The sequence below is a fragment of the Streptomyces saintjeani genome (genome assembly GCF_055409605.1).
Genome location: NZ_CP189624.1, coordinates 1,574,053 through 1,599,445, shown reverse-complemented (window position 1 = coordinate 1,599,445; position 25,393 = coordinate 1,574,053). Strand labels below are relative to the sequence as shown.

General features: G+C 71.1%; 28 protein-coding genes and 1 pseudogene. 18 read left to right on the top strand and 11 right to left on the bottom strand.

What is annotated here, in order from left to right:
- Positions 1–295: 295 nt before the first annotated feature.
- Entirely contained in the window at positions 296–913 is a 618-nt protein-coding gene (locus ACQCO7_RS07045) for a PadR family transcriptional regulator (protein WP_464071014.1), read from the top strand.
- Between the two features lie 82 nt (positions 914–995).
- Here ACQCO7_RS07045 and ACQCO7_RS07040 read toward each other — a convergent pair whose 3' ends face one another.
- Both ACQCO7_RS07040 and ACQCO7_RS07035 read right to left on the bottom strand, forming a co-directional pair.
- The gene (locus ACQCO7_RS07040; protein WP_464071013.1) at positions 996–1,427 is read right to left on the bottom strand and encodes a type II toxin-antitoxin system Rv0910 family toxin; all 432 of its coding nucleotides are present in this window, start codon (positions 1,425–1,427) and stop codon (positions 996–998) included.
- Positions 1,428–1,522: 95 nt separating this feature from the next.
- A complete protein-coding gene (locus ACQCO7_RS07035; RefSeq protein ID WP_029183430.1) occupies positions 1,523–1,702 on the bottom strand; it encodes a hypothetical protein in 180 nt (59 codons plus the stop codon).
- A 224-nt stretch (positions 1,703–1,926) separates the two neighbouring features.
- Between ACQCO7_RS07035 and ACQCO7_RS07030 the strand changes: the two genes are divergently transcribed.
- The 3 genes from ACQCO7_RS07030 to ACQCO7_RS07020 all read left to right on the top strand — a co-directional run bounded on the left by ACQCO7_RS07030 (position 1,927) and on the right by ACQCO7_RS07020 (position 4,776).
- Positions 1,927–2,466: a peptidase gene (locus ACQCO7_RS07030; RefSeq protein ID WP_464071012.1), complete on the top strand. Its 540-nt coding sequence runs from the start codon at positions 1,927–1,929 to the stop codon at positions 2,464–2,466.
- Between the two features lie 134 nt (positions 2,467–2,600).
- Positions 2,601–3,596 (top strand): EamA family transporter, encoded by a 996-nt coding sequence (locus ACQCO7_RS07025; RefSeq protein ID WP_464071011.1) that lies wholly within the window; start codon positions 2,601–2,603, stop codon positions 3,594–3,596.
- 274 nt (positions 3,597–3,870) lie between these two features.
- Complete coding sequence (locus ACQCO7_RS07020) at positions 3,871–4,776, top strand: DMT family transporter (RefSeq protein WP_464077165.1); 906 nt, start codon at positions 3,871–3,873, stop codon at positions 4,774–4,776.
- Positions 4,777–5,029: 253 nt separating this feature from the next.
- On the opposite strand, the gene ACQCO7_RS07015 is transcribed toward ACQCO7_RS07020, so the two are convergent.
- Positions 5,030–5,728, bottom strand: a complete 699-nt coding sequence (locus ACQCO7_RS07015) for a pyridoxamine 5'-phosphate oxidase family protein (RefSeq protein WP_464071010.1) — start codon at positions 5,726–5,728, stop codon at positions 5,030–5,032.
- Positions 5,729–5,763: 35 nt separating this feature from the next.
- Between ACQCO7_RS07015 and ACQCO7_RS07010 the strand changes: the two genes are divergently transcribed.
- On the top strand, positions 5,764–7,089 hold the full coding sequence (locus tag ACQCO7_RS07010) for an aminotransferase class I/II-fold pyridoxal phosphate-dependent enzyme (protein ID WP_464071009.1): 1,326 nt from the start codon (positions 5,764–5,766) through the stop codon (positions 7,087–7,089).
- Here the strand turns inward: ACQCO7_RS07010 and ACQCO7_RS07005 are convergent.
- On the bottom strand, positions 7,086–8,039 hold the full coding sequence (locus tag ACQCO7_RS07005; protein ID WP_464071008.1) for a DMT family transporter: 954 nt from the start codon (positions 8,037–8,039) through the stop codon (positions 7,086–7,088). The genes ACQCO7_RS07010 and ACQCO7_RS07005 overlap by 4 nt on opposite strands.
- Positions 8,040–8,113: 74 nt before the next feature.
- Between ACQCO7_RS07005 and ACQCO7_RS07000 the strand changes: the two genes are divergently transcribed.
- Positions 8,114–9,016 carry a LysR family transcriptional regulator gene (locus tag ACQCO7_RS07000; protein ID WP_464071007.1) on the top strand — a complete coding sequence of 301 codons (903 nt, stop codon included), beginning with the start codon at positions 8,114–8,116 and terminating at the stop codon, positions 9,014–9,016.
- 57 nt (positions 9,017–9,073) lie between these two features.
- Here ACQCO7_RS07000 and ACQCO7_RS06995 read toward each other — a convergent pair whose 3' ends face one another.
- Positions 9,074–9,538, bottom strand: a complete 465-nt coding sequence (locus ACQCO7_RS06995; protein ID WP_010358220.1) for a pyridoxamine 5'-phosphate oxidase family protein — start codon at positions 9,536–9,538, stop codon at positions 9,074–9,076.
- A 176-nt stretch (positions 9,539–9,714) separates the two neighbouring features.
- Between ACQCO7_RS06995 and ACQCO7_RS06990 the strand changes: the two genes are divergently transcribed.
- Positions 9,715–10,335 carry a cysteine hydrolase family protein gene (locus tag ACQCO7_RS06990; protein WP_464071006.1) on the top strand — a complete coding sequence of 207 codons (621 nt, stop codon included), beginning with the start codon at positions 9,715–9,717 and terminating at the stop codon, positions 10,333–10,335.
- Here ACQCO7_RS06990 and ACQCO7_RS06985 read toward each other — a convergent pair.
- Positions 10,322–10,825 (bottom strand): Rieske (2Fe-2S) protein, encoded by a 504-nt coding sequence (locus tag ACQCO7_RS06985; RefSeq protein ID WP_464071005.1) that lies wholly within the window; start codon positions 10,823–10,825, stop codon positions 10,322–10,324. The genes ACQCO7_RS06990 and ACQCO7_RS06985 overlap by 14 nt on opposite strands.
- A 182-nt stretch (positions 10,826–11,007) precedes the next feature.
- On the opposite strand from ACQCO7_RS06985, the gene ACQCO7_RS06980 reads away from it, so the two are divergent.
- From ACQCO7_RS06980 to ACQCO7_RS06945, 8 genes are all read left to right on the top strand, one after another.
- A complete protein-coding gene (locus tag ACQCO7_RS06980; RefSeq protein WP_409116859.1) occupies positions 11,008–11,766 on the top strand; it encodes a HipA family kinase in 759 nt (252 codons plus the stop codon).
- A gap of 17 nt (positions 11,767–11,783) precedes the next feature.
- On the top strand, positions 11,784–12,203 hold the full coding sequence (locus ACQCO7_RS06975) for a DUF3037 domain-containing protein (RefSeq protein ID WP_464077164.1): 420 nt from the start codon (positions 11,784–11,786) through the stop codon (positions 12,201–12,203).
- Positions 12,204–12,365: 162 nt separating this feature from the next.
- Positions 12,366–13,127, top strand: a complete 762-nt coding sequence (gene fabG, locus ACQCO7_RS06970) for a 3-oxoacyl-ACP reductase FabG (RefSeq protein ID WP_464071004.1) — start codon at positions 12,366–12,368, stop codon at positions 13,125–13,127.
- Between the two features lie 10 nt (positions 13,128–13,137).
- Positions 13,138–13,893 carry an SDR family oxidoreductase gene (locus ACQCO7_RS06965; RefSeq protein ID WP_464071003.1) on the top strand — a complete coding sequence of 252 codons (756 nt, stop codon included), beginning with the start codon at positions 13,138–13,140 and terminating at the stop codon, positions 13,891–13,893.
- A 185-nt stretch (positions 13,894–14,078) separates the two neighbouring features.
- Positions 14,079–15,650, top strand: a complete 1,572-nt coding sequence (locus tag ACQCO7_RS06960) for an ABC transporter substrate-binding protein (RefSeq protein ID WP_464071002.1) — start codon at positions 14,079–14,081, stop codon at positions 15,648–15,650.
- Between the two features lie 80 nt (positions 15,651–15,730).
- Entirely contained in the window at positions 15,731–16,417 is a 687-nt protein-coding gene (ung, locus tag ACQCO7_RS06955) for a uracil-DNA glycosylase (RefSeq protein ID WP_029184414.1), read from the top strand.
- Positions 16,418–16,559: 142 nt separating this feature from the next.
- A complete protein-coding gene (locus ACQCO7_RS06950) occupies positions 16,560–17,045 on the top strand; it encodes a hypothetical protein (protein WP_464071001.1) in 486 nt (161 codons plus the stop codon).
- A 177-nt stretch (positions 17,046–17,222) separates the two neighbouring features.
- The gene (locus ACQCO7_RS06945) at positions 17,223–17,402 is read left to right on the top strand and encodes a hypothetical protein (RefSeq protein ID WP_075662633.1); all 180 of its coding nucleotides are present in this window, start codon (positions 17,223–17,225) and stop codon (positions 17,400–17,402) included.
- 99 nt (positions 17,403–17,501) lie between these two features.
- Here the strand turns inward: ACQCO7_RS06945 and ACQCO7_RS06940 are convergent, their stop codons facing one another.
- Together ACQCO7_RS06940 and ACQCO7_RS06935 are read right to left on the bottom strand one after the other, a co-directional pair.
- Positions 17,502–18,239: an SDR family oxidoreductase gene (locus ACQCO7_RS06940; protein WP_464071000.1), complete on the bottom strand. Its 738-nt coding sequence runs from the start codon at positions 18,237–18,239 to the stop codon at positions 17,502–17,504.
- Between the two features lie 61 nt (positions 18,240–18,300).
- Positions 18,301–18,897, bottom strand: a complete 597-nt coding sequence (locus ACQCO7_RS06935) for a DUF4291 domain-containing protein (protein ID WP_464070999.1) — start codon at positions 18,895–18,897, stop codon at positions 18,301–18,303.
- A 108-nt stretch (positions 18,898–19,005) separates the two neighbouring features.
- Here ACQCO7_RS06935 and ACQCO7_RS06930 point away from each other — a divergent pair, with 108 nt between their 5' ends.
- Positions 19,006–19,479, top strand: coding sequence for a nuclear transport factor 2 family protein (locus tag ACQCO7_RS06930; protein WP_464070998.1), 474 nt, complete (start codon positions 19,006–19,008; stop codon positions 19,477–19,479).
- Between the two features lie 48 nt (positions 19,480–19,527).
- Positions 19,528–21,369: an apolipoprotein N-acyltransferase gene (gene lnt / locus ACQCO7_RS06925; RefSeq protein WP_464070997.1), complete on the top strand. Its 1,842-nt coding sequence runs from the start codon at positions 19,528–19,530 to the stop codon at positions 21,367–21,369.
- Here the strand turns inward: lnt and ACQCO7_RS06920 are convergent.
- The gene (locus tag ACQCO7_RS06920) at positions 21,302–22,198 is read right to left on the bottom strand and encodes a Gfo/Idh/MocA family protein (protein ID WP_464070996.1); all 897 of its coding nucleotides are present in this window, start codon (positions 22,196–22,198) and stop codon (positions 21,302–21,304) included. The two genes, lnt and ACQCO7_RS06920, sit on opposite strands and share 68 nt — an antisense overlap.
- Positions 22,199–22,207: 9 nt before the next feature.
- Positions 22,208–22,957, bottom strand: a pseudogene (locus ACQCO7_RS06915) (FAD-dependent monooxygenase); the annotation flags it as partial.
- 92 nt (positions 22,958–23,049) lie between these two features.
- Between ACQCO7_RS06915 and ACQCO7_RS06910 the strand changes: the two are divergent.
- Positions 23,050–23,562 (top strand): DinB family protein, encoded by a 513-nt coding sequence (locus ACQCO7_RS06910; RefSeq protein ID WP_464070995.1) that lies wholly within the window; start codon positions 23,050–23,052, stop codon positions 23,560–23,562.
- Between the two features lie 644 nt (positions 23,563–24,206).
- Here ACQCO7_RS06910 and ACQCO7_RS06905 read toward each other — a convergent pair.
- Complete coding sequence (locus tag ACQCO7_RS06905) at positions 24,207–25,082, bottom strand: undecaprenyl-diphosphate phosphatase (RefSeq protein WP_464070994.1); 876 nt, start codon at positions 25,080–25,082, stop codon at positions 24,207–24,209.
- Between the last annotated feature and the right edge of the window lie 311 nt (positions 25,083–25,393).

Here is a 25,393-nt window from a genome sequence, read left to right as displayed (position 1 = left end):
AGGCTCCGTTCGGATTGGGCGGGGGTGCGGGAGACGTGGCCGGTGGCGACGGCGCGGCGTGCGGTGCCGAGCGGATCGAACGGGTCGGCGGACTGCGACTCGAAGCCCACATGCCGCTGGGGCGTTGCCGCCCAGTACCAGCCCGGGAAGTGACGCTCACCGCGCGATCAGCGGAACGTACGTATCGGATCGACATCCTGCGGGGTTGTCGGGTGAGTGGTTCCGATATATCGTTGGTGTATCGCGATCGGTTGAAGAAGGTCGGCTGGTCTGGGGATGGAGTGGAGTGGGTCTTATGCGTATGCATGGATTCGAGCGTGGACATGGTCAGGACCCGCGCGAGCGTGGTGGGCGTGGTGGGTTTGAGGGGCGGCGGGCCGCCTTTGGGCCGTTCGGGCCGGGGGGGCCTGGGTTCGGGCCTGGGTTCGGGGGCGGGCCCTGGGGTGGGCGGGGGCGGGGCGGGCCACGAGGGAGGGCTCGGCGCGGGGACGTGCGGGCGTCGATTCTTGCCCTGCTCAAGGAACGGGGGATGCACGGGTACGAGATGATCCAGGAGATCGCCGAGCGCAGTGGCGGGGCCTGGAAGCCGAGCCCGGGGTCCGTCTATCCGACCCTTCAGCTGCTGGAGGACGAAGGGCTCATCAGCAGTGAGAGCGAGGGCGGCAAGAAGCTGTTCTCCCTCACCGAGGCCGGGCGCGCGGCTGCCGAGGACGTCGCCGAGACGCCCTGGGAGGAGGCCACGCGCGGGGTCGACTGGGAGTCTCTGCACGAGATCAGGCAGGCCGGGTCCGGGCTCTTCGAGGCGTTCGGGCAGGTCTGGCGGACCGGGAACAAGGAGCAGCGTGAGAAGGCTCTGGCTGTTGTCAACGATGCTCGCAAGAAGCTGTATCTGATCCTCGCCGACGAGGACTGAGCCGACGAGGACTGAGCCGACGGGGAGCGATCGTCGTACGGCTGTGCAGGCGCCCTACGGATTCCGTGGGGCGCCTGTCGTCTCAGGCGACCAGCGTCGACAGCTTCCGCAGCGACTCGTTCAGCGCCGCCGTCGCCGAGTCCTTGAGCTTGCCCGCCATCAGGGACACCGCCGCGCCCGTGAACTCGCCGTCGATGCGGACCGTCGTCGCCGAAGGGCCGTCCGGCGTCAGGGTGTAGCGCGTGAGGAGGGCGACCGCCATCGGGCCCTTGCCGGTGATCGTGAAGGTGCGCGCGGGCGTCAGCTCGCCGATCGTCCACTCGACTTCCGCCGGGAACCCCATGAGCTTCATGTTCTCCTGGAACGTCGCGCCCTTCTCCAGTGAAGCCGGCCCGCCCTGGGGGAAGTTGGTGTGCGTCGCGTTCCACTCGCCGTACCCCGGCCAGTCCGTCAGCCGGGTCCAGATCTGCTCCGCCGGTGCCTCGATGCGTGCCTCGGCGCTCACTTCGGCCATGCGACCACCTCTTCGAATCGGCCAGGGTGCGCGGAACGTAGCCCCGGGGCCCCCAACTTGCAAGACATGCGAACTCGCAAGACACCGGCCGCCGTTCACCGCAGGCGCCGTATCACCGCCGCGTCGAAGACGTCCCACGCGCGCGGGTGCGGGCCCTCGTCGTGGCAGTGCCAGGCCGCCCAGAACAGGTCGGCGGGGAGGGCGTCCTCGGGGGCGTAGACGCGGTACACGTATTGCAGGCCGTCGATCGACGGGAGCGCCACCAGCCAGCTCACGGTCATCAAGCGGAATCCCCTCTCCCACTACTGTGACGTGACCGCTCACCTCGTGGTTGCGTACAGGGCGTGCGGGGGTGCGCCGCGCGCCCCCTTGGATGGGGGGTCGCCTGATGTCATCCGTAAGGAGGAGATTGTGGGGTGCCTCGTCCCCTTTGCGTGGGAGGCGGAAATGGTTCGCACCGGGGATGACCGAGGGCGTCCGGGACTGATGGGGTGAGGGGGTGCAACCCCGTATTCCCCGGCAAACGGTCCATGAACCCGTACCGCCCACCGTGGACGACGTCGCCGGGTTCAGCGCGGAGCTCGTGGCGGCGGTCGCCGGTGCGCGCCGCAGGGCGGTGCGGGGTGCCGACCGGCAGATCGACAGCGCGCATCTGCTGCACTCGCTGCTGGAGTCGGACCCCGAGGTGCGGGGGGCGTTCGGGGAGGGGCCCCGGATCTCGCGGGTGCTCGGGTATCTCGTCCAGCGCAGCATCGGGTACGGGCTGCGGTGGCAGGGCGGGGTCGAGGACTCGGGGGAGCTGCCGGTCGTCGCCGTCGCCGAGGGGTTCTCGCCGGTCGCGGCCGTCGCGATGGAGGGGGCTCGGGTGCGGGCCGCGCGGCGGGGGGCCGCGCTGGCCGAAGGGGTCGATCTGCTGGCGGCGGTGCTGGCGGATCCACGGTCCCGGGCGGTGGAGGTGCTGGGGCGTGCGGGGGTGGACGCGGGGGAGCTGCTGGACCGAGTGGAGAAGGGGGAGGGCGGGGAGCTGGGGTGGGACTGACGGCGCCGAGACCCTCGTACACGTGAGACCGTCACGCCGCCGAGTGCCTCACGTCGTCCGAAGTGTGCTGCTCACAGAGCGAGACAGGAGCTTGGTGGGGTGACGGTGCTGTCTGCTGCTGTCATCATGTCCGCGTGGCTAAGGCGAATGGTGTGGGGCTGGGACTGGCGGTGGCGTCGGCCGTGGCGTTCGGGGGGTCCGGGGTCGCGGCGAAGCCGTTGATCGAGGGCGGGCTCGAACCGCTGCACGTCGTGTGGCTGCGGGTGGGGTTCGCCGCGCTGGTGATGGTGCCGGTCGCCTGGCGGCACCGGGATCTCGTACGGCGCAGGCCCGGACTCCTCGCCGGGTTCGGGCTGCTCGGCGTCGCCGGGGTGCAGGCGTTCTACTTCGGGGCCATCTCGCGGCTGCCCGTCGGGGTCGCGCTGCTGCTGGAGTACCTGGCGCCCGCGCTGGTGCTGGGCTGGGTGCGGTTCGTGCAGCGGCGTGCGGTGAGCCGGCGGGCCGTGGTCGGCGTCGTGCTGGCGGTCGGCGGGCTCGCCTGCGTCGTCGAGGTGTGGGCCGGGATGCGGTTCGACGCGGTCGGCGTGCTGCTCGCGCTGGGCGCCGCCTGCTGCCAGGTCGGCTACTTCGTGCTGTCCGACCGAGGGGGCGCCGGCAAGGACGCGCCGGACCCGTTCGGGGTGATCGCGTACGGGCTGCTGGTCGGCGCCGCTGTCCTCACGGTCGTCGCGCGGCCCTGGGACCTCGACTGGGCCGTGCTCGGGCGCGGCGCCGACATGAACGGGGTCGGGGTGCCCGCGTGGCTGCTGCTCGGGTGGATCGTGCTGGTGGCGACCGTCCTGGCGTACACGACCGGCGTCGTCTCGGTGCGGCGGCTGTCGCCGCAGGTCGCGACCGTCGTGTCGTGCTCGGAGGCGGTCGTCGCGACGGTCCTTGCGTGGGTGCTGCTCGGGGAGCACCTCGGTGCGGCGCAGTTGGCGGGTGGCGCGGTCGTGTTGCTGGGGGCGTTCGTCGCGCAGTCGGCTACGCCGGCGAAGGCGTCGGGGGAGCCGGTGGCGGGCGGGCGTCCGGAGCCGGGCCTGGTCGCGCGCGAAGACGTTCGCGGAGCCGGTGGTGGGCTTGCGTCCTGAACCGGGCCTGGCTGTGCGCGAAGGCGTCCGGGCAGCAGGTGGCGGGCTCGCGTCCTGGGTCCGGTCTGGTCGCGCGCGACACTGCCGTATAGGGTCCTGACCATGCCTTCGACGCTCGTTCTTCCGCCTCCGGCCGCCTGAGGCGGGCCTCCGGAGTGATCGGTCCGGTGTGGCTGTGATGCCGCCGGGCTGAACGGTGTTGCCCGCAGACGAAGTCCAGACTTCGGATCTCGTGTGTTGCTGCGGAGAACGCGTGTCTACTTTTTCTCTGCCCATGTCGCCGGTCGGCCGTGGGCTCTTCTGTCTGATCGTCGCCGGGGTCGCCTGGGGGACCGCCGGGGCCGCCGCCTCGCTGGTCTTCCGGGTCAGCGACCTGGGCGCGGTGTCGCTGTCCTTCTGGCGCTGCGTCGTCGGGCTGGTGCTGCTGCTGGTCGCGCGGGCGGTGCGTACGGTACGGCGCCGGCCCGGCCGTCGGTCGCGGGGTGCGCGGTGGTGGGTGCTGACACTGGCCAGCGGGGTCGCGCTCGCCGTGTTCCAGACGGCGTACTTCGCGGCCGTGTCCGCGACCGGACTCGCCGTCGGGACGGTCGTCACCCTCGGCGCCGGGCCCGTTCTCATCGCGCTCGGCGCGCGGCTGACGCTGGGTGAGCGGCTCGGGCGGGGCGGCGTGCTCGCCGTGGCCGGGGCGCTCGCCGGGCTCGGGGTGCTGTTCGCCGGGGGCGGGGGCGGGGTCGTACGGCCCTCGGGTGTGCTGCTCGGGCTGCTGTCCGCCGCCGGGTACTGCGTGATGACGCTGATCACCCGGCGGTGGGGGAGCGCGGAGGACGCCTCCGACACGACCGTCGGGGCGTTCGCGGTGACCGCGCTGTGCCTGCTGCCGTTCGCGGTGGGGGAGGGGCTGGTGCCGCACACGGCCGATCTGGGGCAGGTGGTGTGGCTCGTCGTGTACATCGCCGCTGTTCCTACGGCCCTTGCCTATGCGCTGTACTTCGCCGGTGCGGCTGTCGTCCGTGCGGCGACCGTGTCCGTGGTGATGCTTCTCGAACCGGTGAGCGCGGCTGTGCTGGCGGTCGCGGTGCTGGGGGAGCGGGTCACCGGGGCGACGGTGGTGGGGACGGTGCTGATGCTGGGGTCGGTGGCGGGGTTGGCCGTGGCGGAGGCTCGGGGAGGGGGTGAGTAGGGCGGGGTGGGGTGGGTTGGGCGGCCGGGGCGGGGGACTCGGCGGCCGGGTTCTCGGTCGTGCGGGCTGTGTGTTGGCCGGGGCCTTGATCGCGGGGGCCGTGCCTCGGTCGTGCGGGCCGTGCGTCGGTCGGGTCTTGGGTGTGCGGGTTGGGCGTCGGCCGGGGCCTTGATCGCGGGGGCTGTACGTCGGTCGGGGCCTTGGTCGTGTGGGCCATGCGGCGGCGGCACGACTCCCCCGAGGTGGATCGGGATCACAACTCCCTGAGATAGGTGGGGAGTTCGGTGTCGGGCGTCAGGGCTGGGTCCGGGATCGGTGTGCCGTAGGTGCGGTGGACGGGGATGACGCCCGCCCAGTGGGGGAGCGTCAGGTCCTCGGGTTCCTCGTTCACGCCGCCCGTGCGGGCCTTCGCCGAGACCTCCCTGAGGTCCAGGCGGATCACCGCCGTTGCCGCCAGCTCCTTCCTGTTCGCCGGGCGGGAGTCGGCGGCGCGGCCGGGGATCGCGTGGTTCACCAGGGCGTCCAGGGCCTCGCGCTTCTCGGTCGGGTCCGTGACGTCGTGGGCGAGGCCGTGGATCATCACCGAGCGGTAGTTGATCGAGTGGTGGAAGGCGGAGCGGGCGAGGACCAGGCCGTCGACATGGGTCACGGTCACGCAGACCGGGAGGCCCTCGGGGGCCTGGCCCGTCATGCGCAGGGGGCGGGAGCCGGTGGAGCCGTGGACGTAGAGGCGGTCGCCGACGCGGCCGAAGAGGGTGGGGAGGACCACGGGGGCGCCGTCGCGGACGAAGCCGAGGTGGCAGACGTACGCCTCGTCGAGTATCGCGTGGACCAAGTCCCTGTCGTACGAGGCTCGTTGGGGGGAGCGGGTGGGAGTCGTGCGGTCGGTCCTGGGGTAGGGCGGGGGCGTCGTGCCGGGAGTGGTCGGTTCCTGCGCGGTGGTTCCCTGCATGGCGTTCTCCATTGCACTAGTGCATACTCATGTTTGTGCTAGGAGAGTATCCGATCCAAGGTCGGCGTGCGGTGGACATTTCCGCGAGCATCGAGCGTGCGGTGGGGGAGGGGGCGCTGGAGCCCGGTCAACTGCTGCCGCCCATGCGGGAGTTGGCCGTCACGCTCGGGGTCAATCCCAATACCGTCGCCGCCGCGTACCGCATCCTGCGGGAGCGGGGGGTCATCGAGACGCAGGGGCGCCGGGGGAGCCGGGTGCGGGCGCGGCCCGCTACGACCGGGAGAGAGCGGGCGGTCGTCTCCACGCCGGTGGGGGTGCGGAATCTTGCCGACGGGAACCCTGATCCGGCGTTGTTGCCCGCGCTCGGGCCCGCGTTCGCCGCGGCTACGGCTGGTCGGGCGCCGGTGTTGTACGGGGAGGCGCCCGTCGACGCCGAGCTGGGGCGACTGGCCCGGGCCGCGCTCGATGCGGACGGGGTGCCCGCGGGGGAGTTGGTCGTCGCCTCAGGGGCGCTGGACGCGGTCGAGCGGGTGCTGGGGGTTCATCTGAAGCCCGGGGATTCCGTCGCCGTCGAGGACCCTGGGTGGAATCGGATGCTTGATCTTGTGGCGGCTCTCGGGCTTCGGGTGGTTCCTGTCGCCGTTGATGATGAAGGGCCCGTTGTCGAAAGGGTGCGGGCTGCTCTGGAATCCGGGGTGCGCGCTGTTGTCGTCACCGATCGGGCGCAGAATCCCACGGGGGCGGCTTTGAGTGCCGGGCGGGCTCGGGAATTGCGCCGGGTTCTGGGGGAGTATCCCGAGGTTGTCGTGATCGAGGACGATCACGGGGACGGGATTGTGGATCTGCCGCTTTATCCGTTGGCCGGGGTTACTCGGCATTGGGCTTTTGTGCGGTCTGTCGCCAAGGCTTATGGGCCTGATCTGCGGGTCGCCGTGATGACCGGGGACGCGGTGACCGTGGATCGGGTTCGGGGGCGGCAGCGGCTGGGGGCGGGGTGGGTGAGTCTGGTGGTGCAGCGGGCTGTGGTGTGGCTGTGGGAGCGCGGGGGTGTGGATCCGGTTGTGGTGGGTGGGGTTTATCGGGGGCGGCGGGAGATGTTGATCGAGGCTTTGCGGGAAAGGGGGGTTGAGGCTCGGGGGCGGAGTGGGCTGGGGGTGTGGATTCCCGTCGAGGACGAGACGGGAGTGGTGGCTCGGTTGTTGAGGGAGGGGTGGGCTGTGTCTGCCGGTGGGAGGTTCCGGGTGAATTCCGGACCCGGGATTCGGGTGACGGTTTCCACCTTGCGGGAGGGGGAGGTGGGGGAATTCGCTCAGGCTGTTGCCGAGGCCGTGAAGGGTTCTTCCGAGTGGGGGGTGGTCTAGGTCGTCTGTTTTTCGGGTGCGGGAGTGTTGCGGCTTGTCGCGCCCACGCGGCGGAGCCGCAAATTGATACGGCCCGCACCCCTGAAAGAAACGCGCTTGGCCTGTGTCAGAGCTGCTCCCGCCAGGACGATAGCCGCTCCCACCGGCGTCGACCACGTCAGCGTCTCTCCCAGGAACGCCGTTCCCGCCACCGTCGCGATCACCGGGGTGAAGTACGTGACCATCTGCGCCGTCGTCGGCCCCACCTCCGCCACCAACCCGTACTGCATCAGGAACGCCAAGCCCGTGCCCAGCGCCCCCAGCGCCGCCACCGACAGGAGCGACGGCGTCGGGAAGCTGTGCGGGAACGGTGTGATCAGCGCCAACTGGACCGTCGCCAGCAGGAGTTGCGCGCCGGTCATCGAGAGCGCCGACTCCGTGCGGGCGGACAGCGTGCGGCGTACGTAGATCCAGCCGACGGCGTAGCTGAAGGAGGCCGCGAGGGCGAGGGACGTGCCCCGGGGCTCCAGGCCCGTGAAGCCCTGCCACGCGCCGAGGACCGTGAGGACGCCCAGGAAGCCGAGGGCGAGGCCCGCGAAGCGGACGCGGGTGGGGCGGTCCTCGGAGAGGGCGACCAGCGAGAGGGCCATGCCCCACAGGGGCGTCGTCGCGTTGCAGATCCCGGCGAGGCTGGAGGGGATGGTCAGCTCGGCGTACGCGAACAGCGAGAACGGCAGGGCGTTGAGGAGGAACGCGGCGACCGCCAGGTGGGCCCAGGTGCGGGCGTCCCGGGGGAGGCGCTCCCGCTTCACGGCGAGGGCGATCGCCAGCACCGCCGTACCGAAGACCAGGCGGCCCAGGGTGACCTGGAGCGGGGTGAAGCCGTCCGTGCCGACCTTGATGAACAGGAAGCTGAAACCCCAGATCAGGGAGAGGGCGGCGAAGCGAAGGCGCCAGTCCAGGTGACTCATGAGGCCAACTGTGGGGGAGCCGACCTCGTAGCACAATCGAGAATTCGAGCGAGGTACCTCGTAGTATTGCTTACATGTTGAACCTGGAGCGCCTGCGCACCCTCGACGCCCTCGCCCGGCACGGCTCGGTGAGTGCCGCCGCGCTGGTCCTGCACATCACGACCTCGGCGGTCTCCCAGCAGCTGGCCAAGCTGGAGCGCGAGACGGGGCGGCAGCTGCTCGCCAAGCACGGGCGCGGGGTGCGGCTGACGGACGCCGGGGTGCTGCTGGCCGAGCACGCGCGGCGCATCCTGTCGCAGGTCGAGGTCGCCGAGGCCGATCTGGAGGCGCAGCGCGGGGAGGTTGCCGGGGAGCTGCGGATCTCGGCGTTCCCGACCGCCGCGCGCGGGCTGTTCCCGGCCGCGCTGGGCGCCCTGCGGCGGGACCATCCGGCGCTGCGGGTGCGCTCGCGGGAGCTGGAGCCCGAGCGCGGGGTCGCCGGGGTGGTCGGCGGTGACCTGGACCTGGCCGTCGTCCTCGACTGGTACAACAAGCCGATGCCGCTGCCGGACGGGCTCGCCAAAGCGCACCTCCTCGACGACCCGGTCGCCGTCGCGCTGCCGGCGGACCATCCGCTCGCCGGGCGCGCCGAGGCCGACCTCGGGGAGTTCGCCGAGGACGGGTGGGTGATGTGGGCCGAGGGGGAGTTCTGCCACGAGTGGCTCAAGTTCACGCTGCGGGCGCGGGGCATCGAGCCGCTGATCGCGCATCAGGCGGGCGAGACGCACACCCAACTCGGGCTCGTCCAGGCCGGGCTGGGTGTCTGCATCGCGCCTCTGCTGGGCCGCAACCCGGTGCCCGAGGGCGTGGTGACCGTGCCGCTGCGGCAGGGCGTGCGTCGGCACGTGTACGTCGTCTGGCGCGCCGACGCCGACCGCCGCCCGTCGATCAGGGCGGCGGTGGGGGCGCTCAAGTCGGCGTCGGAGAAGGTGGCTTGAGCGAACGTCAGATCCCCTGAACGGACCCCGGGCCGCCCGGCCGCCCGCAACTCCCGTTCAGGAGCCCAGCTTCCGGAAGTCCCACGACACCACCTTCTCCGGCGTCAGCCGTATCCACGCGTGCCTCCCGTCGTGCGGCATCGAGTCCACCCGGAAGTTCTTGCGCGCGAACCGCGTCTCCACGGCGTCGAGTTCGGCGCACAGCTCCCCCGTGCGCGGGATCTCGCCGACGAACTCGACGGTCCCGGACAGCTCGACGCCCTGGAGCTGGTCGTACTCCTCGCCCGTGTCGACGACGATCGCGACGCGCGGATCCCGGCGCAGATGGGTCCACCGCTTGCTACGCACGACCGAGTACAGCCAGAGCGAGGTCCCGTCCCAGAGGAACCACAGCGCGCTGACGTGCGGAGCGCCGTCCGTCGACACCGTGGCCACCCGGCAGGTGCGCTGGGTGTCGAGGAACTCGTCCAGCTCCCCCGGCGTCATCATGATCTTGCGGCCCCGACGCTGAGTGGCGGTCATGCGGCCCCCTTTTTTCTGTTGGCTCGTTCCGTCTTTCCTTACGTCCGGCCCCGCTGGGTTTCCTCACAGGACACCGAAAGATCCTCTGACGGATCGTCAGAAACCAGGATGGGCCGCCTTCCGGGCCGGCGCAATGGTGGCTACCCTCTCGGGCGACCCGGAAGCCAGGAGGAGATGTGATTCTCGATACCGGGAATACGGTTCTGCTCACGGTGGAGTGCCAGGAGGGGGTCGTCGGAGAGGACGCGGCCCTACCTCAACTCGCCGCCGAGGCAAGGAAGTCGGGCGTACTGGACAACGTCGCCCGGCTGGTCGCCGCCGCGCACGCGGCCGGCGTACAGGTCGTCCACGCGGTCGCGGAACGCCGGCCGGACGGGAAGGGCGCGAGCCGCAACGCGCGGCTGTTCCGGGCCGCCGAGCGGCTGCCCGTCCAGCAGCTCGCCGGTTCGCACGCGGTGCGGATCGCGGCGCCGATCGAGGTCGACGGGCGCGACATCGTCGTACGGAGACTGCACGGGCTGTCTCCGCTGCACGGGACCGAAGTGGACGCGCTGCTGCGGAACCTGGGCTGCCGGACGCTGGTCGTGGTGGGGGTGTCCGCGAATGTCGCGATCCCCAACTCGGTGTTCGACGCGGTGAACTCGGGCTACACGGTCGTCGTCGCGTCGGACGCGATCGCGGGGGTGCCGTCGGAGTACACCCCCGCGATGGTCCGCCACACGCTCGCGTTGGTCGCCACGGTCGCGACCACGGACGAGGTGGTGGCGGGGTTCAACTCCGGTGCTACGCCAGGGTGATGCTGGTGCCGCTGACCGCGATGTCCACCGACGGGAGCGGCTTCTGGGCCGGGCCGCTCTTCACGCTGCCGTCCTCGATGGAGAAGTTGCTGTTGTGGCAGGGGCAGTTGATGACGCCGTCCGCCACGCTCTTGACCGCACAGCCCTGGTGGGTGCAGACGGCGGAGAACGCCTTGTAGGTGCCGGCCGTCGGCTGGGTGACGACGACCTTCTCCGAGGCGAAGACCTTGCCGCCGCCCTCGGGGATGTCCGCGGTGGCGGCGAGGGCCTTGCCGCCCGCCGAACCGCCGGTCGCCGCCGGGGACTCGGACGTACCCGTCGAACCGGTCGAGCCCGTGGTGCCGCTGTCGTTCGAGCCGGCCGCCGGCGACGAGTCGTCGTCGGAGCTTCCGCACGCGGTCAGCGCGACGGCGAGCCCCGCGGCTCCGGCCGCCGTGACGACGGTGCGGCGAGCGGGTCCTGCGAGGGGTTTGAGCGGTCCGCTGGTCATGCTGAGGTTTCCCTTCGGGGGGTGGGATTCTCGGGATACGCACACGGGTACGGTTCCTGGCCGCGAACCGTTCAGCGCGGCCCCCGATCCGGACGTCCCGCGATACTCGCGTGCGGGCGGTCGGGCGGGCGTAAGCCAGAGCTGTCGTCGAGCTGTCGGTCCGCCCTCGGTAACCTGGGCGGATGCTCAAGGACGTCACCGCCACCCGCTACATCACGCCCCTGCGGGAGGGCGGTTCGCTGCCGGGTCTGGTCGAGGCCGACGACTTCGGGACCTACGTCCTGAAGTTCACCGGCGCGGGCCAGGGCCGCAAGACGCTGGTCGCCGAGGTCGTCTGCGGCGAGCTGGCCCGGCGGCTCGGATTCCGCATGCCGCGCCTGGTCACCGTACGGCTCGACCCGGTCCTCGGGCTCGCCGAGCCCGACCAGCAGGTGCAGGACCTGATCCGCTCCAGCGGCGGCACCAACCTCGGGATGGACTTCCTCTCCGGGGCGCTCGGCTTCGACCCGCTGGCCTTCGAGGTGAGCGCCGAGGACGCCGGGCGGATCGTCTGGTTCGACGCGCTGATCAACAACGTCGACCGCTCCTGGCGCAACCCGAACCTGCTCATGCACCGCGACGAACTCTGGCTCATCGACCACGGCGCGACGATGATCTGGCACCACAACTGGCCGTCCGCCGAAGCCTCCGCCGCGCGTCCCTACGACGCCTCCGACCACGCCCTCGCGACCTTCGCGCCCGACGTCGCGGGCGCCGCCGCCGACCTCGCCCCGCAGGTCACCGCCGAACTCCTCGCCGAGGTCACCGCCGAGATCCCGGACGAGTGGCTGACCGGCGAGACCGGCTTCGACGACCCCGACGCGCTGCGCCGGGCGTACGCGGCACCGCTGCTGGCGCGGGCGGCCGACATCCACACGCGCGTGAAGGGGATCAGCGCATGACCGAGCACCTCACCCACATGGCCGGACAGCTCACCGAGCGGCACATCACCCGGGACGGACGGAACTCCGCCGGGGACGTCTACGAGTACGCGCTGCTGCGCGTCGTCCCGCGCGTGGAGCGCGGCGAGTGCGTCAACGCGGGCGTGCTGGTGTACTGCCGCGCCAAGGGGTACGTGGGGGCCCGTACGCATCTCGACGAGGCGCGGTTGCTCGCGCTGGACCCCCGGGCGGACGTCGAGGGCGTGCGGGCGGCTCTGGGGGCCGTGGAGCGGGTCTGCGAGGCCGGCGGGCAGAGCGCCGGGGACGATCCCGGGAAACGGTTCCGGTGGCTCGTCGCGCCCCGGTCGACCGTCGTGCAGCCGGGGCCCGTGCACACCGGGCTGACCGGGGACCCGGCGGCCGAGGCGGAGCGGTTGCTGGATCTGCTGGTGAGGTGATCGGCGGGGTTTCGATCACACCGGCCGGGTGGCCCGTTGACACGGAGTGCCGGGGCTTCTAGCGTCACGGGTGGCGAAGGTACTAAGCGGTTGCTCACTGTATGGCGAGGGCCGACCGGCGTTCTTCCAGAGGGTTTTCTCAAGGGCGAGGAGAAGCAGCACATGTCCACCACAGAACAGCGCGTCGCGATCGTCACCGGCGCGGCGCGCGGCATCGGCGCCGCCACCGCCGTACGGCTGGCCGCCGAGGGCCGCGCGGTCGCCGTGATCGACCTGGACGAGGCCGCCTGCAAGGACACCGTCGAGAAGATCACCGCGGCCGGCGGCAAGGCCGTCGCCGTCGGCGCGGACGTCTCCGACGAGGCGCAGGTCGAGGCCGCCGTCGCACGCGTCGCCGCCGAGCTGGGCGCCCCGACGATCCTCGTCAACAACGCGGGCGTGCTGCGCGACAACCTGCTGTTCAAGATGAGCGCGTCCGACTGGGACACCGTCCTCGACGTGCACCTGCGCGGCTCGTTCCTGATGACCCGCGCGGTCCAGAAGCACATGGTCGACGCCGGGTTCGGCCGGGTCGTCAACCTCTCCTCCTCCTCGGCGCTCGGCAACCGCGGCCAGGCCAACTACTCCGCCGCCAAGGCCGGTTTGCAGGGCTTCACCAAGACCCTCGCCATCGAGCTCGGCAAGTTCGGCATCACCGCCAACTCCGTCGCGCCCGGCTTCATCGCCACCGAGATGACCAAGGCCACCGCCGACCGGGTCAACATGGACTTCGAGGACTTCAAGAAGGCCGCCGCGACCCAGATCCCCGTCCAGCGCGTCGGCGAGCCCGAGGACATCGCGAACGCCATCGCCTTCTTCACCGGCGAGGCGGCCGGATTCGTCTCCGGCCAGGTCCTGTACGTCGCCGGCGGTCCGCTCAACTAGGAAGCCCTCCATGACTGTTGAACTCTCCGGCAAGGTCGCGCTGGTCACCGGCGCCAGCCGAGGCATCGGGTACGGCGTCGCCGAGGCACTCGTCGCGCGCGGCGACCGTGTGTGCATCACCGGCCGCAACGAGGACGCCCTCAAGGAAGCCGTCGACCGGCTCGGCGCCGACCGGGTCATCGGCGTCGCCGGCAAGGCGCACGACCTCGACCACCAGGCCGAGGTCGTCGGCCGCGTGATGGAAGCCTTCGGGCGCGTCGACTTCCTGGTCAACAACGCCGGAACCAACCCGGTGTTCGGGCCGCTCGCCGACCTCGACCTGAACGTCGCCCGCAAGGTCTACGAGACCAACGTGATCTCCGCGCTCGGCTTCGCGCAGAAGACCTGGCACGCCTGGCAGAAGGACAACGGCGGCGCGATCGTCAACATCGCCTCCGTGTCCGGGCTCGCGCCCTCGCCGTTCATCGCCGCGTACGGCATGAGCAAGGCCGCGATGATCAACCTCACCCAGCAGCTCGCGCACGAGTTCGCGCCGAAGGTCCGGGTCAACGCGATCGCGCCGGCCGTCGTGAAGACGAAGTTCGCCGAGGCGCTGTACGAGGGGCGTGAGGCGGAGGCGGCTGCCGCGTACCCGCTCGGGCGGCTCGGCGTGCCGTCCGACATCGGGGGGACGGCCGCGTTCCTGACGTCCGACCAGTCCGACTGGATCACCGGGCAGACGCTCGTGGTCGACGGGGGGATCTTCCTCAACGCGGCTGTGGGATAAGCGCGTTCAGGCATCTTTGCGAAGGCGTCGCTCCTGACCGGGGGCGGCGCCTTCGGCGTACTTCTCCTCGTGCTCCTCCTCGTACGAATACGTGTACGAGGAACCGGTTCACGCCGCCCCGCACTGCGGTAGGGTCTCGCGCCAACCCCCCTTGGTACGGCTGATCGAGGAGCGTGCGCGTGTTCATGAAGCGAAGCCTGCGGGGTGTGGCGGCGATCGCCTCGCTCGGGATGGCCGCGGGCTGCGGTTACCTCTCCGACAGCGGCTCCGGGGACAAGGGGCCCATCGTCGTGGGCACCACCAGCGCGCCCAGCACCCTCGACCCGGCCGGTGCCTGGGACGGCTCCTGGGAGCTGTTCCGCAACGTCTACCAGACGCTGCTCTCCTACCCCAACGGGGCGACCTCGCCCGAGCCGGACGCCGCCCAGAGCTGCTCCTTCAGCGCCGATCACCGCGTCTACAGCTGCGAGTTGAGAGCCGGGCTGAAGTTCTCCAACGGCGACAAGCTCGACTCCGAGGCGGTCAAGCACTCCGTCGACCGCATCCTCGCGATCAACGCGCAGACCGGTCCCGCCGGGCTCCTCGGCTCCCTCGACAAGGTCGAGACCAAGGGCGAGCGCGTCGTCGTCTTCCGGCTCAACAAGCCCGACGCGACCTTCCCGTTCGTCCTCGCCACCCCCGCGCTCTCCCTCGTGCCCGCCGTCGCCTACCCCGACAACTCGCTGCGCAAGGACTCCCGGGTCATCGGCTCGGGGCCGTACCGGCTCGACGCCTACGACCAGGGCAAAGAGGCCGTCCTCGTCCGCAACCCCACGTACAAGGGGTCCGCCGACCGCAAGAACGACGCCGTGACCATCCGCTACTTCCAGGACTCCGCCAGCATGGTCAAGTCCCTGCGCGGCGGCGGCATCGACATCACCTACCAGGGACTCGCCGCCGACGACGTCGTCTCCCTGGAGAACAAGAGCGACGAGAACGAGGGACTCGAACTGCACGACGGCGCCGGGAGCGCCATCAACTACCTCGTCTTCAACCCCAAGGACCCGGCCGCGAACAACATCGCCGTACGCAAGGCCGTCGCCCAGACCATCGACCGGGGCGCCATCGCCCACAAGGTCTACCAGGACACCGTCGAGCCCCTGTACTCCATGGTCCCGCAGGGCCTCACCGGGCACACCACGCCGTACTTCGACGTCTTCGGCGAACCCGACGCCGGCAAGGCGCGCAAGATCCTTGACGAGGCTGGCGTCCCCACGCCCGTACCGCTCACCCTCTGGTACACCACCGACCGGTACGGCTCCGACACCGGGCTCGAATTCAAGGAGATCAAGGCCCAGTTGGACGCGTCCGGGCTGTTCCGGGTGACGCTCAAGAGCCGGCCCTGGAACACGTACGTCCTCGGGTACCAGAAGGGGGAGTACCCCGTGTTCGGGCGCGGGTGGCAGCCGGACTTCCCCGACCCCGACAACTTCGTCGCGCCCTTCGTCGGGCGGCAGAACGCGCTCGGTACGCCCTACGACATCAAGCGGATCACCGACGTACTGCTGCCGCGCTCCCGCGAACAGAGCGACCGTGCCGACGTCGTCAAGGACTTCCAGGAGGCCCAGCAGCTCTTCGTCGACGACGTGCGGCTGCTGCCGTTGTGGCAGGGGAAGCAGTATCTCGCCGCGAGCGAGGACATCGCCGGCGGGGAGCGGTCGCTGGACCCGGCGACGATCATGATGGTGTGGGAGCTGTCGCGGAAGACGAGCTGGTGAGAGGGGCTGCGGGGCCGATTGTCAGTGGGCGGCGGTAAGTTCTGGAAGTGGAAGACATCGCACGACCGAAGGACGATGACGTGACCGACACCGCCATGCTGCCCGAGTCCTGGCGCGGGGTCCTGGGGGACGAACTGGAGCAGCCCTGGTTCAAGGAGCTGGCCGAGTTCGTGGAGGAGGAGCGGGCGAAGGGTCCCGTCTACCCGCCCCGCGAGGAGGTCTTCGCGGCGCTGGAGGCCACGCCGTACGACCAGGTCAAGGTGCTGATCCTCGGTCAGGACCCGTACCACGGGGAGGGGCAGGGGCACGGGCTCTGCTTCTCCGTCCGGCCCGGTGTGCGGATTCCGCCGTCCCTGCGCAACATCTACAAGGAGATGAACTCCGAGCTGGGGGCGCCGATCCCGGACAACGGGTATCTGATGCCGTGGGCCCAGCAGGGCGTGTTGCTGCTCAACGCCGTGCTGACCGTTCGTGCCGGTGAGGCCAACTCCCACAAGAACAAGGGGTGGGAGAAGTTCACGGACGCGGTGATCCGCGCGGTGGCCTCTCGGCCGGATCCCGCCGTGTTCGTGCTCTGGGGGGCCTACGCGCAGAAGAAGGCCCGGCTCATCGACGAGGAGCGGCACGTGGTGGTGCAGGGGGTGCACCCCTCGCCGCTGTCCGCCAAGGGCGGGTTCTTCGGGTCCCAGCCGTTCACGCAGATCAACGAGGCTGTGGCCGCGCAGGGGCATGCGGCCATCGACTGGACGATTCCCAACCTGAAGTAACGCAGATGCTCCGGCCGGTCGGCGCCTGCTGGGGCACGCGTCGGCCGGTCGCGCCGGGTGGCGTCTGGTGTCGCCGACCGGGATCTTCGGTCCGTGCGGTTAGCGTCGTGGGTGGCATGGACGACCTGGCACGGAGGACGCGGTGGCGGAGCAGCGGGAGCAGGAGGTCACGGACGCGTTGATGACGCGGATCGGGCAGGTCGTGATGCTGCATCACGGGGGTGACCGGGAAGAGGCGCGGGACCGGTTGCTGGAGATGTGGGTGGAGATGGGGGAGGAGGGGGATTCGGCGCATCGGTGCACGCTCGCGCACTACCTCGCGGACACGCAGGACGACCCCTCCGACGAGCTGGCCTGGGACCTCCGGGCGCTGACCGCCGCCGACGAGGCGCCGTCCGCCGTCCGCTCGCTCTATCCCTCCCTGCACCTCAACCTCGCCGCCGACTACGAGAAGCTGGGGCGTCCCGACGCGGCACGCACACATCTGCGGGCGGCCCGGGTGGCGGCCCGGGGGCTGGGGGAGGACGGGTACAGCTCGGGGGTGCGGGAGGCCATCGAGCGGCTCGCGGAGAGGCTGGGGGAGGGAGAGGGGGAGGTGTGGGGGTTCTGGGGGCCGGTCGGGCGGTGAGGTGCGCGGGGGTACCGGGCGGTGCCGGACGCGGGTGAGTGGTGTGCCGCGTACGGCGTCGGGCGTCAACCCTCCTGAGCCGTAAGGGCGTTGATCCACAATGCCGTGACCAACCCCATACGGTTCGGGTAGCCGGGTGGTAGCGGACTGTCAGCGCTTGCCCCTAGGCTTGTCCGCATGTCCCCCGATCCTGGTGCCCCTGGTTCCGTGCGGTCCGCTGCAGAATTGAACGAGCGGATCAGGTCGTTGTGGCTGCGCGCGGGCGGGTCACTGTCGGCGCACGAGCGGGCGGAGTACGAACTGCTGGTCGTGGAGTGGGCCGAGGCGATACGCGGCGAGGTGGTCGAGGCGGCGTAGCGCTTCACGGGGAGGGCGTTCGTCGTGTCGGCGTGAGTGTGCGCGCACGATCTACGCCAGTTGCCGCCAAGGCGTTGCTTCCCGGACCTCCGCGTCCGCTCACCTCCCGCCCGCCACCCGCAGCACCGCCCCCGTCGTGTACGCCGCCTCCCCCGACAGCAGCCACGCCACCGCCCCCGCGATCTCCTCGGCCCGCCCCGGCCGCCCCAGCGGGATCGCCGACGCCGCCCGGTGCGCCCGCCCCGGATCCCCCATCGCCGCGTGCATCTCCGTGTCGATCATCCCCGGCGCGACCGCGTTGACGCGGATACCGTCGGCCCCCAACTCCTTGGACAGCCCGACGGTCAGCGCGTCGACGGCCGCTTTGCTCGCGGCGTAGTGCACATAGTCCCCGGGGCTGCCGAGTGTCGCCGCGGCGGACGAGATGTTGACGATCGACCCGGCGCCCCGAGGGGCCATCAGCTGCGCCGCCCGGCGTGAACACAGCAGTACGCCAAGGAAGTTGACGTCCACGACGCGCCGCAGATCCACGGGGCCGGCGTCCGCGAGGCGGCCCAGCGGGCCGGTGACCCCCGCGTTGTTCACGAGGCCGGTCACCGCGCCGAGTCGCCCCTCGGCGACCTCGAACAGCCGCTCCACGTCCGCCTCGACGGAGGTGTCGGCCCGTACGACGACGGCGCGCGCACCGGCGTCCCGCACCGCGCCGGCGACCTCCTGCGCCGCGCCGGTGTCCCGGACGTACCCGATCGCCACGTCGTGCCCGTCGGCAGCCAGTCGACGGCAGACCGCCGCGCCGATGCCACGGCTCCCACCGGTGACGACAGTGACAGGGGACATGCGGGCCTCCGGAGTGTGCGACAGCGGACCTCACCATAGATCCACGGCGTGCGACGCCTGTTCAGTCCCTGCGCAGGTGTGCGAGCGCCGACTCGTCCGTCTCGTACGGCCGTTCCTCCGGCAACAGCGAGGCCGCCGCGTCCAGTTCACCGGCCCGCACGTGTGCGTGGACCTCCTTCGCCAGGCCGGTCACGTCCTCGATGCCCACGATCCAGTCGTCGGCGTACCGTTCCGTCGCCTCTCCCGCCAGCCCCAGCTGGAGCGACCGATGAGGCAGCGCCTCCAACCTCAGGTTCCGCTCCGGGTCCCACTGCACCCGCGCGGGCGCACGCTTCAACTCCCGCTTCCAGTCGGCCGGTTCACCGTGCAGGTCCGGTACGTGATGCGAGAGGCAGGCGTTCCGCAACGCCCACTCGAACCCCTCCCGCCGGATCTCGACGGCGAGGACGGTCTCCTGGCCCTCCTTCTCGCCCCACCCGCAGCGGTACATCATCCACAGGAAGCTGGGCTTGATCCACGTCATCCGCGTCCGGCTCCAGGCGGCCGGAAACCGCCCGGCGCGGGCCGCGGGGAGGCCGATCTCCGGCCGGTACGCCTGGTACACGGTGAGGGTGGTGTCGGTGTGCCGGGCCCGGATCTGATACTTCGGATATTCCACGGGGCAAGCCTCGCCGGTCGGGCAGGGGCGGGGCCATCGAATATCAACTCAAGGACGGTTTGCCGTGGGCTCTTGGCTCCGTCCCCGTGATCCCCAAGACTCGGTCGTATGACCCAGCGTGTGGAACTTGCCACCGTGATGGACCGGTTGGCCGTCGACGAGTTGATCACCGACTATGCGAGGGCCGTGGACGACGCCGATTGGGGGGCGTACGAGGCGTTGTTCGTGAAGGAGGGGCGGGCCGACTACACGTCGGCCGGGGGGATCGAGGGGGGTGTGGGGGAGGTCGTGGCGTGGCTGGCGGAGAGTATGCCGTTGTTCGTGATGCGGCAGCACCTGATCGTCAACCGGCGGGTCGTGTTCGGGCAGTTGGAGCAGGATCTCGGGGACACGGCCCGCGTGCGGGCGGACTTCGTCAATCCGATGCGGTTCGCGAACGGGAAGGCGCCCGGGACGGTGCCGGACTTCGTCGCCGGGGGACGGTACGCGTTCGCGCTCGTGCGGACGTCCGCCGGATGGCGGTTCACGGAGGTCGTCGTCGAGGAGAAATGGCGCCGACTGGCCGAGCCGCCCCTGTCGTAGACCGCCGGACCCGCGCACACTGGACGCACATCGACAGGGAGGCGCCGTATGACAACCCGCTGGTCGACCTCCCCCCGTACCCGTACGGCGCTCGCCGCGCTCGCCGGCGCCCTGCCGGTGCTCGCGTTCCCCGCGCCGGGGCTGTGGTGGTGGGCGTACGCGGCGCTGGTGCCGTGGCTGCTCCTCGTACGGACCGCGCCGACCGGGAAGCGGGCGGTGCACGAGGGGTGGGCCGGGGGGTTCGGGTTCATGCTGGCGATGCATCACTGGCTGCTGCCGAGCCTGAACGTGTTCACGTTCGTGATCGCGGGGTTGCTGGGGGCGTTGTGGGGGCCGTGGGGGTGGTTGGTACGGAGGCTGCTGGGTACGGGGCCCGAAAGCGGCGGGTCGGATGATCGCACCGGGTGGAGGTGGCGCGGTCGGGGAGAGCCTGGTGGTGAGGTGCCAGGCCGGGGCGAGGTCGATGGTGAGGTGTTCGGCGGGGGCGGGCCGGGTGGCGAGGTGTCCAGCCGGAGCGGGTTCGGTGGGGAGGCGCCCGGCCGGGGCAAGCTCGGCGGCGAGGTGTCCGGCCGGGGCAAGGTCGGTGGTGAGGTGTCCGGCGCGGAGGGGGCGGGCCGAGGCATGTCCGGCGCGGAAGTGCCCGGCCGAGACGCCCCCAGTCACCCCGCTCCCACCCAAACACCCCCCACCCGGAAACAAACCGCGACCGCCCTCCTCGTCCTCCCCTCCGCCTGGCTCCTCGTCGAACTCGTCCGTTCCTGGCAAGGTCTCGGCGGCCCCTGGGGCATGCTCGGCGCCAGTCAGTGGCAGGTCGGACCGGCGTTGCGGCTCGCCTCCGTCGGCGGTGTGTGGCTGCTCAGCTTCCTCGTCGTCGCCGTCAACACGGCCCTCGCGATCCTGATCGCCGTACCCGCCTCCCGTACGCCCGCCGTGGCCGCGCTGCTGGCCACGGCGACGGCGGCCTCCGCCGCGTACGTCGGCGCGCCGCGCCCCGAGACCACCGGCCGTACCCGGATCGCCGTCGTCCAGGCCGGCGTGATCGACGGACCCGACCGCCGGTTCGACCGCGAGGAGCAGCTCACCCGGCAGCTGATCGGACAAGATGTCGATCTGATCGTGTGGGGCGAGAGCAGTGTCGGGTACGACCTGAAGGACCGCCCCGACCTGGCCGGACGCCTCGCCGCACTGTCGGGCGCGACCGGCGCGGACATCCTCGTGAACGTGGACGCGCGCCGCTCGGACCGCCCCGGCATCTACAAGAGCTCGATCCTGGTGGGCCCGGACGGCCCGACCGGCGACCGGTACGACAAGATGCGGCTGGTGCCGTTCGGCGAGTACATCCCGGCACGCTCGCTGCTCGGCTGGGCGACGTCCGTCGGGAAGGCGGCCGGCGAGGACCGCAAACGCGGCACGCACCAGGTCGTCATGGACGTGGGCGACGATCTGAGGATCGGCCCGATGGTGTGCTTCGAGACCGCGTTCCCCGACATGAGCCGCAGCCTCGCCCGCAAGGGCGCCGACATCCTCGTCGCCCAGTCCTCGACCTCGTCGTTCCAGCACAGCTGGGCCCCGGCGCAGCACGCGTCACTGGGCGCCCTGCGCGCCGCCGAGACGGGCCGGACGTTCGTCCACGCGACGCTCACGGGCGTCTCCGCCGTGTACGACCCGTCGGGCCACCGCGTCGGCAGGACCCTCGGCACGAGCACGAGCGCGACGGCCGTGTACGAGGTCCCGCTGGCCAACGGCCGTACCCTGTATGCCCGTTACGGCGACTGGACGGTGTACGCGGCCCTCCTGACGCTCGCCGCGTACGCCGTCACCCTCAGGCGGACACCTCGCGCACGACCCGCTCGCACAGCTCATGCGTCGCCAGCGCGTCCCGTGCGCTGAGCGTCTTGCCCGCGCGCACGGCGTCGAGGAACGCCAGCACCACCTGCTCGATGCCCCGCTGCCGGGCCACCGGCACCCAGTCCCCGCGCCGCCGCACGCTCGGCTGGCCCTTGTGGTCGATGATCTCCGCGAGGTTGACGACCTGCCGCTTGGTGTCCTGCCCGGAGACCTCCAGGACCTCCTCGTTCGACCCGCTGAGCCGGTTCATCACGCCGAGCGCGGTGAAACCGTCGCCCGCGAGTTGCAGGACGACGTGGTGCAGGAGCTCGTCCTCGACCCGCCCGCGCACAGTGACGTCCTCGACCTCGCCCGGCACGAGGAACCTCAGCGTGTCGACGACGTGGATGAAGTCGTCGTACACCATCGTGCGCGGGTCCTCCGGGAGCCCTATGCGGTTCTTCTGCATGAGGATCAGCTCGCGCGGATGGTCGGCGCACTGCGTGTACCCGGGTGCGTGACGCCGGTTGAACCCGACGGCCAGCGAGACGCCGCGCGCCTCCGCGAGTTCCACCAGCCGTACGCAGTCGGCGAGTCGGTACGCCAGCGGCTTGTCGACGTACGTCGGTACGCCGGCCTCCAGCAGCCGCGTCACGATCTCCGGGTGCGCGGCGGTGGGCGCGTGCACGAACGCGGCGTCGAGATCCTGGGCGAGCAACTCGTCGAGGTCGGTGTGCCGTTGGGCGACCGGCACCCGGAACGTGTCCCCGACGTCCTTGAGCGTCGCGGGAGTTCGGGTGTGCAGGTGCAGATCGAGTCCCGGTGATCCGCCCAGCACCGGAAGGTACGCCTTCCGCGCGATGTCCCCGAGCCCGATGCAGCCGACCTTCACGCCCACTCCTCACGTCGCCGTCCGCTCCGCAGCATACGGGGGCCGCCAGTCCGCGATCCCGTCGAAACCGCGCAGGAACAGCGCGGGTCCGGCGGCCGAGAGCGCCGTCATCGCCGCGTTCCGGATCGCCGTTGCCGTGGCGCCGGACAGCAGACTCAGCCTCCCCGCCCGTACCGCCTTCCGGGCGATGCCCGTCGTGCGGGCCAGGCGCGCGGCCGTGTACGCGGGCAGGTCGGCGCGGTGGTGCGCGAGGACGACGGCGTCCTCGATCGCCTGGTTGCCGCCCTGCCCGAGAGTCGGCGGCATCGCGTGCGCGGCGTCCCCGAGCAGCGCGACCCGGCCGTGGTGGAGGGCGGGAAGGGGGACGGCGAGGTGGTGGACGTCGTGCCGCAGCACGTCCCCGGTGCGGACGGCGTCGAGGATCTCCGGCACGGGGGTGTGCCAACTGCCGTACCGGCGCAGGAGTTCGGCACGTTCGTCGGCGGCGCGCTGTCCTTCGGGGGCGAGGGCGGCGGCGTACGCGTACACCCGGCCGTCCTTGAGCGGATGCGAGCCCCACAACTGCCCCCGCCCCCACGTCTCGTGCGACGCGAACTCCACGCCGGGCGAGGGGACCAGCACGCGCCAGGTGGTGAACCCGGCGTAGACCGCGCCGGGTTGGTGCGGGACGAGGGCCTTGCGTACGGCGGAGTGGACGCCGTCGGCCGCCACGACCAGGTCGGCCGCCGACTCGCCTTCCGTACGGCGTCCGGTGGCAGGAGTGCGGGACGGGGCGCGGGAGTTGTTGCGGGGGATGCTCGGCGGGTGAAAAGGCGTGGTCGGGTGGGGTGAGGTGGGGGATCATGCCGGGCATGAGCATCGAGCGAACCGAGCCCGCGCAGGACGCGTCCGAGCGAGAGATGTTGGAGGGGTGGCTGGAGTACCACCGGCAGACTCTGGCGTGGAAGTGCGAGGGGCTCAGTGATGAGCAGTTGAGGACCGCCGCCGTGCCGCCGTCGGAGTTGTCGTTGATGGGGCTGGTGCGGCACATGGCGGAGGTCGAGCGGGGGTGGTTCCGGGCGGTGCTCGTGGGGGAGGACATCGGGGGGATCTACTTCACCGACGCCGATCCGGACGGGGAGTTCCACCTCACCGAGGCGGACACCTGGGCCGAGGCGTACGGGACCTGGCAGGAGGAGATCGCGCTCGCCCGCGAGAACGCCGCGCGGTACGGGCTCGACGAGCTGTCCCGGGGCAAGGGCCGGTCCAGCGGGGAGCCGTTCAACCTGCGGTGGATCTACACGCACATGATCGAGGAGTACGCGCGGCACAACGGGCACGCGGATCTGCTGCGCGAGCTGATCGACGGCGCCACCGGGGAGTGACGTCAGTTCCGGCTGACGTGAGCCGTCCGTACGGGGCAGGAGATCACCCTTGCGGGGCAACCTCCGCTTGTCCACGGCCCCTTCGGGCGCCGGAGCCGACAGAGTTGCGCGGGTGCACCGTACGACGACTACCGCGACCCTGCTGGTGACTGTCGCCGCGTCCGCTCTCACCGGATGCGTGACCGTCCAGCATCATCCGACCGCGCCGGGGGCTTCCGCCGTGCCCGCGCCCGCTGTGCCGCCGTTGCCCCGTCCCGACGGGAAGGGGAGGGCTCGGGTGATCCAGGCGCCGGCCCGGGAGGCGCTTGACATGGTCGCGCCGACGAGGACGGAGGCTCCGGCGCGGCGCAGGGGGGCGGAGCCGGTGCCCGTGCCTGCGGCGCGGGGGCGGGAGGAGGCGGGGGGCCGGGAGAAGGCTCACCCTCGGCGTCCCGCCGTGCCCCATGAGCCTGCCGGGCCGCGGATCGAGATTCCTGATGTGGAGTCGGAGGTTCGGCGGCAGGCGGATGTGTGCGCGTTGGGGCGGCAGTACGGGGGGTGGCGGGAGGGCAGTCCCGAAGCCCGGATCTGCGACGAGGCGTACGGGAGATAGCGCCGGTCGAAGGGGGGGCCGCACAGTGATACAGCCCCGCGTTGTCCTGCTCCTAGCCCGCCGACTCCGCCGCGTGCGGGCTCAGCACCCCTGCCGTCACCAGCGCGATGATCACGACCCCCAGCACCACCCGGTAGTACACGAACGGCATGAACGACTTCGTGCTGATGAACTTCATGAACCACGAGATCACGACGTAGCCGGTGACGAAGGCGATGCCGGTGGCGAACATCGTGGGACCCCAGGACACGTGGTCGCTCTCCAGCGCGTCCTTCGTCTCGAAGAGGCCGGACGCGAGGACGGCCGGGATCGCGAGGAGGAACGAGTAGCGTGCGGCGGCCTCGCGCTTGTAGCCCATGAAGAGGCCGCCCGTGATGGTCGCGCCGGAGCGGGAGACGCCGGGGACGAGGGCGCATGCCTGGCAGAGGCCGAAGATCAGGCCGTCCTTGACGCCGAGGTTCTCCAGGGCCTTGCGCTGCTTGGGCGCGCGGTGCCTGCGGTCGGCCTCGTCGCGGGCCGCGAGCCGGTCGGCGACACCCATGACGACGCCGATGACGATGAGCATCGTCGCGGTGATGCGCAGATCGCGGAACGGGCCCTCGATCTGGTCCTTGAGGGTGAGCCCCAGGACGCCGATCGGGATCGAGCCGACGATGACGAGCCAGCCCATCTTCGCGTCGTGGTCGGAGCGCATCTCCTTCTTGAAGAGCGACTTGGACCAGGCCCCGATGATCCGCCCGATGTCCTTGCGGAAGTAGATCAGCACCGCCGCTTCGGTACCGATCTGGGTGATCGCCGTGAACGCGGCACCGGGGTCCTTCCAGCCGGAGAACGCCGCGGTGAGCCGCAGGTGCGCGCTGGAGGAGACGGGGAGGAACTCGGTCAGCCCCTGGACGAGTCCGAGGATGAGGGATTCAAACCAAGACATGAGGTTACGGAGTCCAAGTGGCGATCGGGAACAGACGAGGAACGCGGCTACGACGACTGCCGGCGACAGGGCAGCACGCCGCGCGCGGAGATCAACGGGTGCAGGGGGCAGCGTAGCGTCCCGGGTGGACAGGCCCGGCACAGGGGCCGCGCGGACAGCCCGTGCGATGGTCGTACCACCGCGCCCGTCCGCCCCTTCTCGCCCCCTTTGACCTGTTGACCCACCCTGCCACCGGCGCATACGTTGCTGGCGAGAGAAAGCGCTTGCTGCGGAGGTTGATGCCGTCTCCCGCTCGCGCGTACGGCCGCCAG

Bases quoted from the DNA above. Each gene is read 5' to 3' on its own strand.
- ACQCO7_RS06975 (WP_464077164.1), top strand. From the start codon at position 11,784: ATGGCCGGACAGCTCACCGAGCGGCACATCACCCGGGACGGACGGAAC.
- ACQCO7_RS06940 (WP_464071000.1), bottom strand. From the start codon at position 18,239: ATGTCCCCTGTCACTGTCGTCACCGGTGGGAGCCGTGGCATCGGCGCG.
- ACQCO7_RS06965 (WP_464071003.1), top strand. From the start codon at position 13,138: ATGACTGTTGAACTCTCCGGCAAGGTCGCGCTGGTCACCGGCGCCAGC.
- lnt (WP_464070997.1), top strand. From the start codon at position 19,528: ATGACAACCCGCTGGTCGACCTCCCCCCGTACCCGTACGGCGCTCGCC.
- ACQCO7_RS06960 (WP_464071002.1), top strand. From the start codon at position 14,079: ATGAAGCGAAGCCTGCGGGGTGTGGCGGCGATCGCCTCGCTCGGGATG.
- ACQCO7_RS06985 (WP_464071005.1), bottom strand. From the start codon at position 10,825: ATGACCAGCGGACCGCTCAAACCCCTCGCAGGACCCGCTCGCCGCACC.
- ACQCO7_RS06930 (WP_464070998.1), top strand. From the start codon at position 19,006: ATGACCCAGCGTGTGGAACTTGCCACCGTGATGGACCGGTTGGCCGTC.
- ACQCO7_RS06980 (WP_409116859.1), top strand. From the start codon at position 11,008: ATGCTCAAGGACGTCACCGCCACCCGCTACATCACGCCCCTGCGGGAG.
- ACQCO7_RS07040 (WP_464071013.1), bottom strand. From the start codon at position 1,427: ATGGCCGAAGTGAGCGCCGAGGCACGCATCGAGGCACCGGCGGAGCAG.
- ACQCO7_RS07005 (WP_464071008.1), bottom strand. From the start codon at position 8,039: ATGAGTCACCTGGACTGGCGCCTTCGCTTCGCCGCCCTCTCCCTGATC.
- ACQCO7_RS06945 (WP_075662633.1), top strand. From the start codon at position 17,223: ATGTCCCCCGATCCTGGTGCCCCTGGTTCCGTGCGGTCCGCTGCAGAA.
- ACQCO7_RS07000 (WP_464071007.1), top strand. From the start codon at position 8,114: ATGTTGAACCTGGAGCGCCTGCGCACCCTCGACGCCCTCGCCCGGCAC.
- ACQCO7_RS06910 (WP_464070995.1), top strand. From the start codon at position 23,050: ATGAGCATCGAGCGAACCGAGCCCGCGCAGGACGCGTCCGAGCGAGAG.
- fabG (WP_464071004.1), top strand. From the start codon at position 12,366: ATGTCCACCACAGAACAGCGCGTCGCGATCGTCACCGGCGCGGCGCGC.
- ACQCO7_RS06995 (WP_010358220.1), bottom strand. From the start codon at position 9,538: ATGACCGCCACTCAGCGTCGGGGCCGCAAGATCATGATGACGCCGGGG.
- ACQCO7_RS07015 (WP_464071010.1), bottom strand. From the start codon at position 5,728: ATGCAGGGAACCACCGCGCAGGAACCGACCACTCCCGGCACGACGCCC.
- ACQCO7_RS07045 (WP_464071014.1), top strand. From the start codon at position 296: ATGCGTATGCATGGATTCGAGCGTGGACATGGTCAGGACCCGCGCGAG.
- ACQCO7_RS06905 (WP_464070994.1), bottom strand. From the start codon at position 25,082: ATGTCTTGGTTTGAATCCCTCATCCTCGGACTCGTCCAGGGGCTGACC.
- ACQCO7_RS07020 (WP_464077165.1), top strand. From the start codon at position 3,871: ATGTCGCCGGTCGGCCGTGGGCTCTTCTGTCTGATCGTCGCCGGGGTC.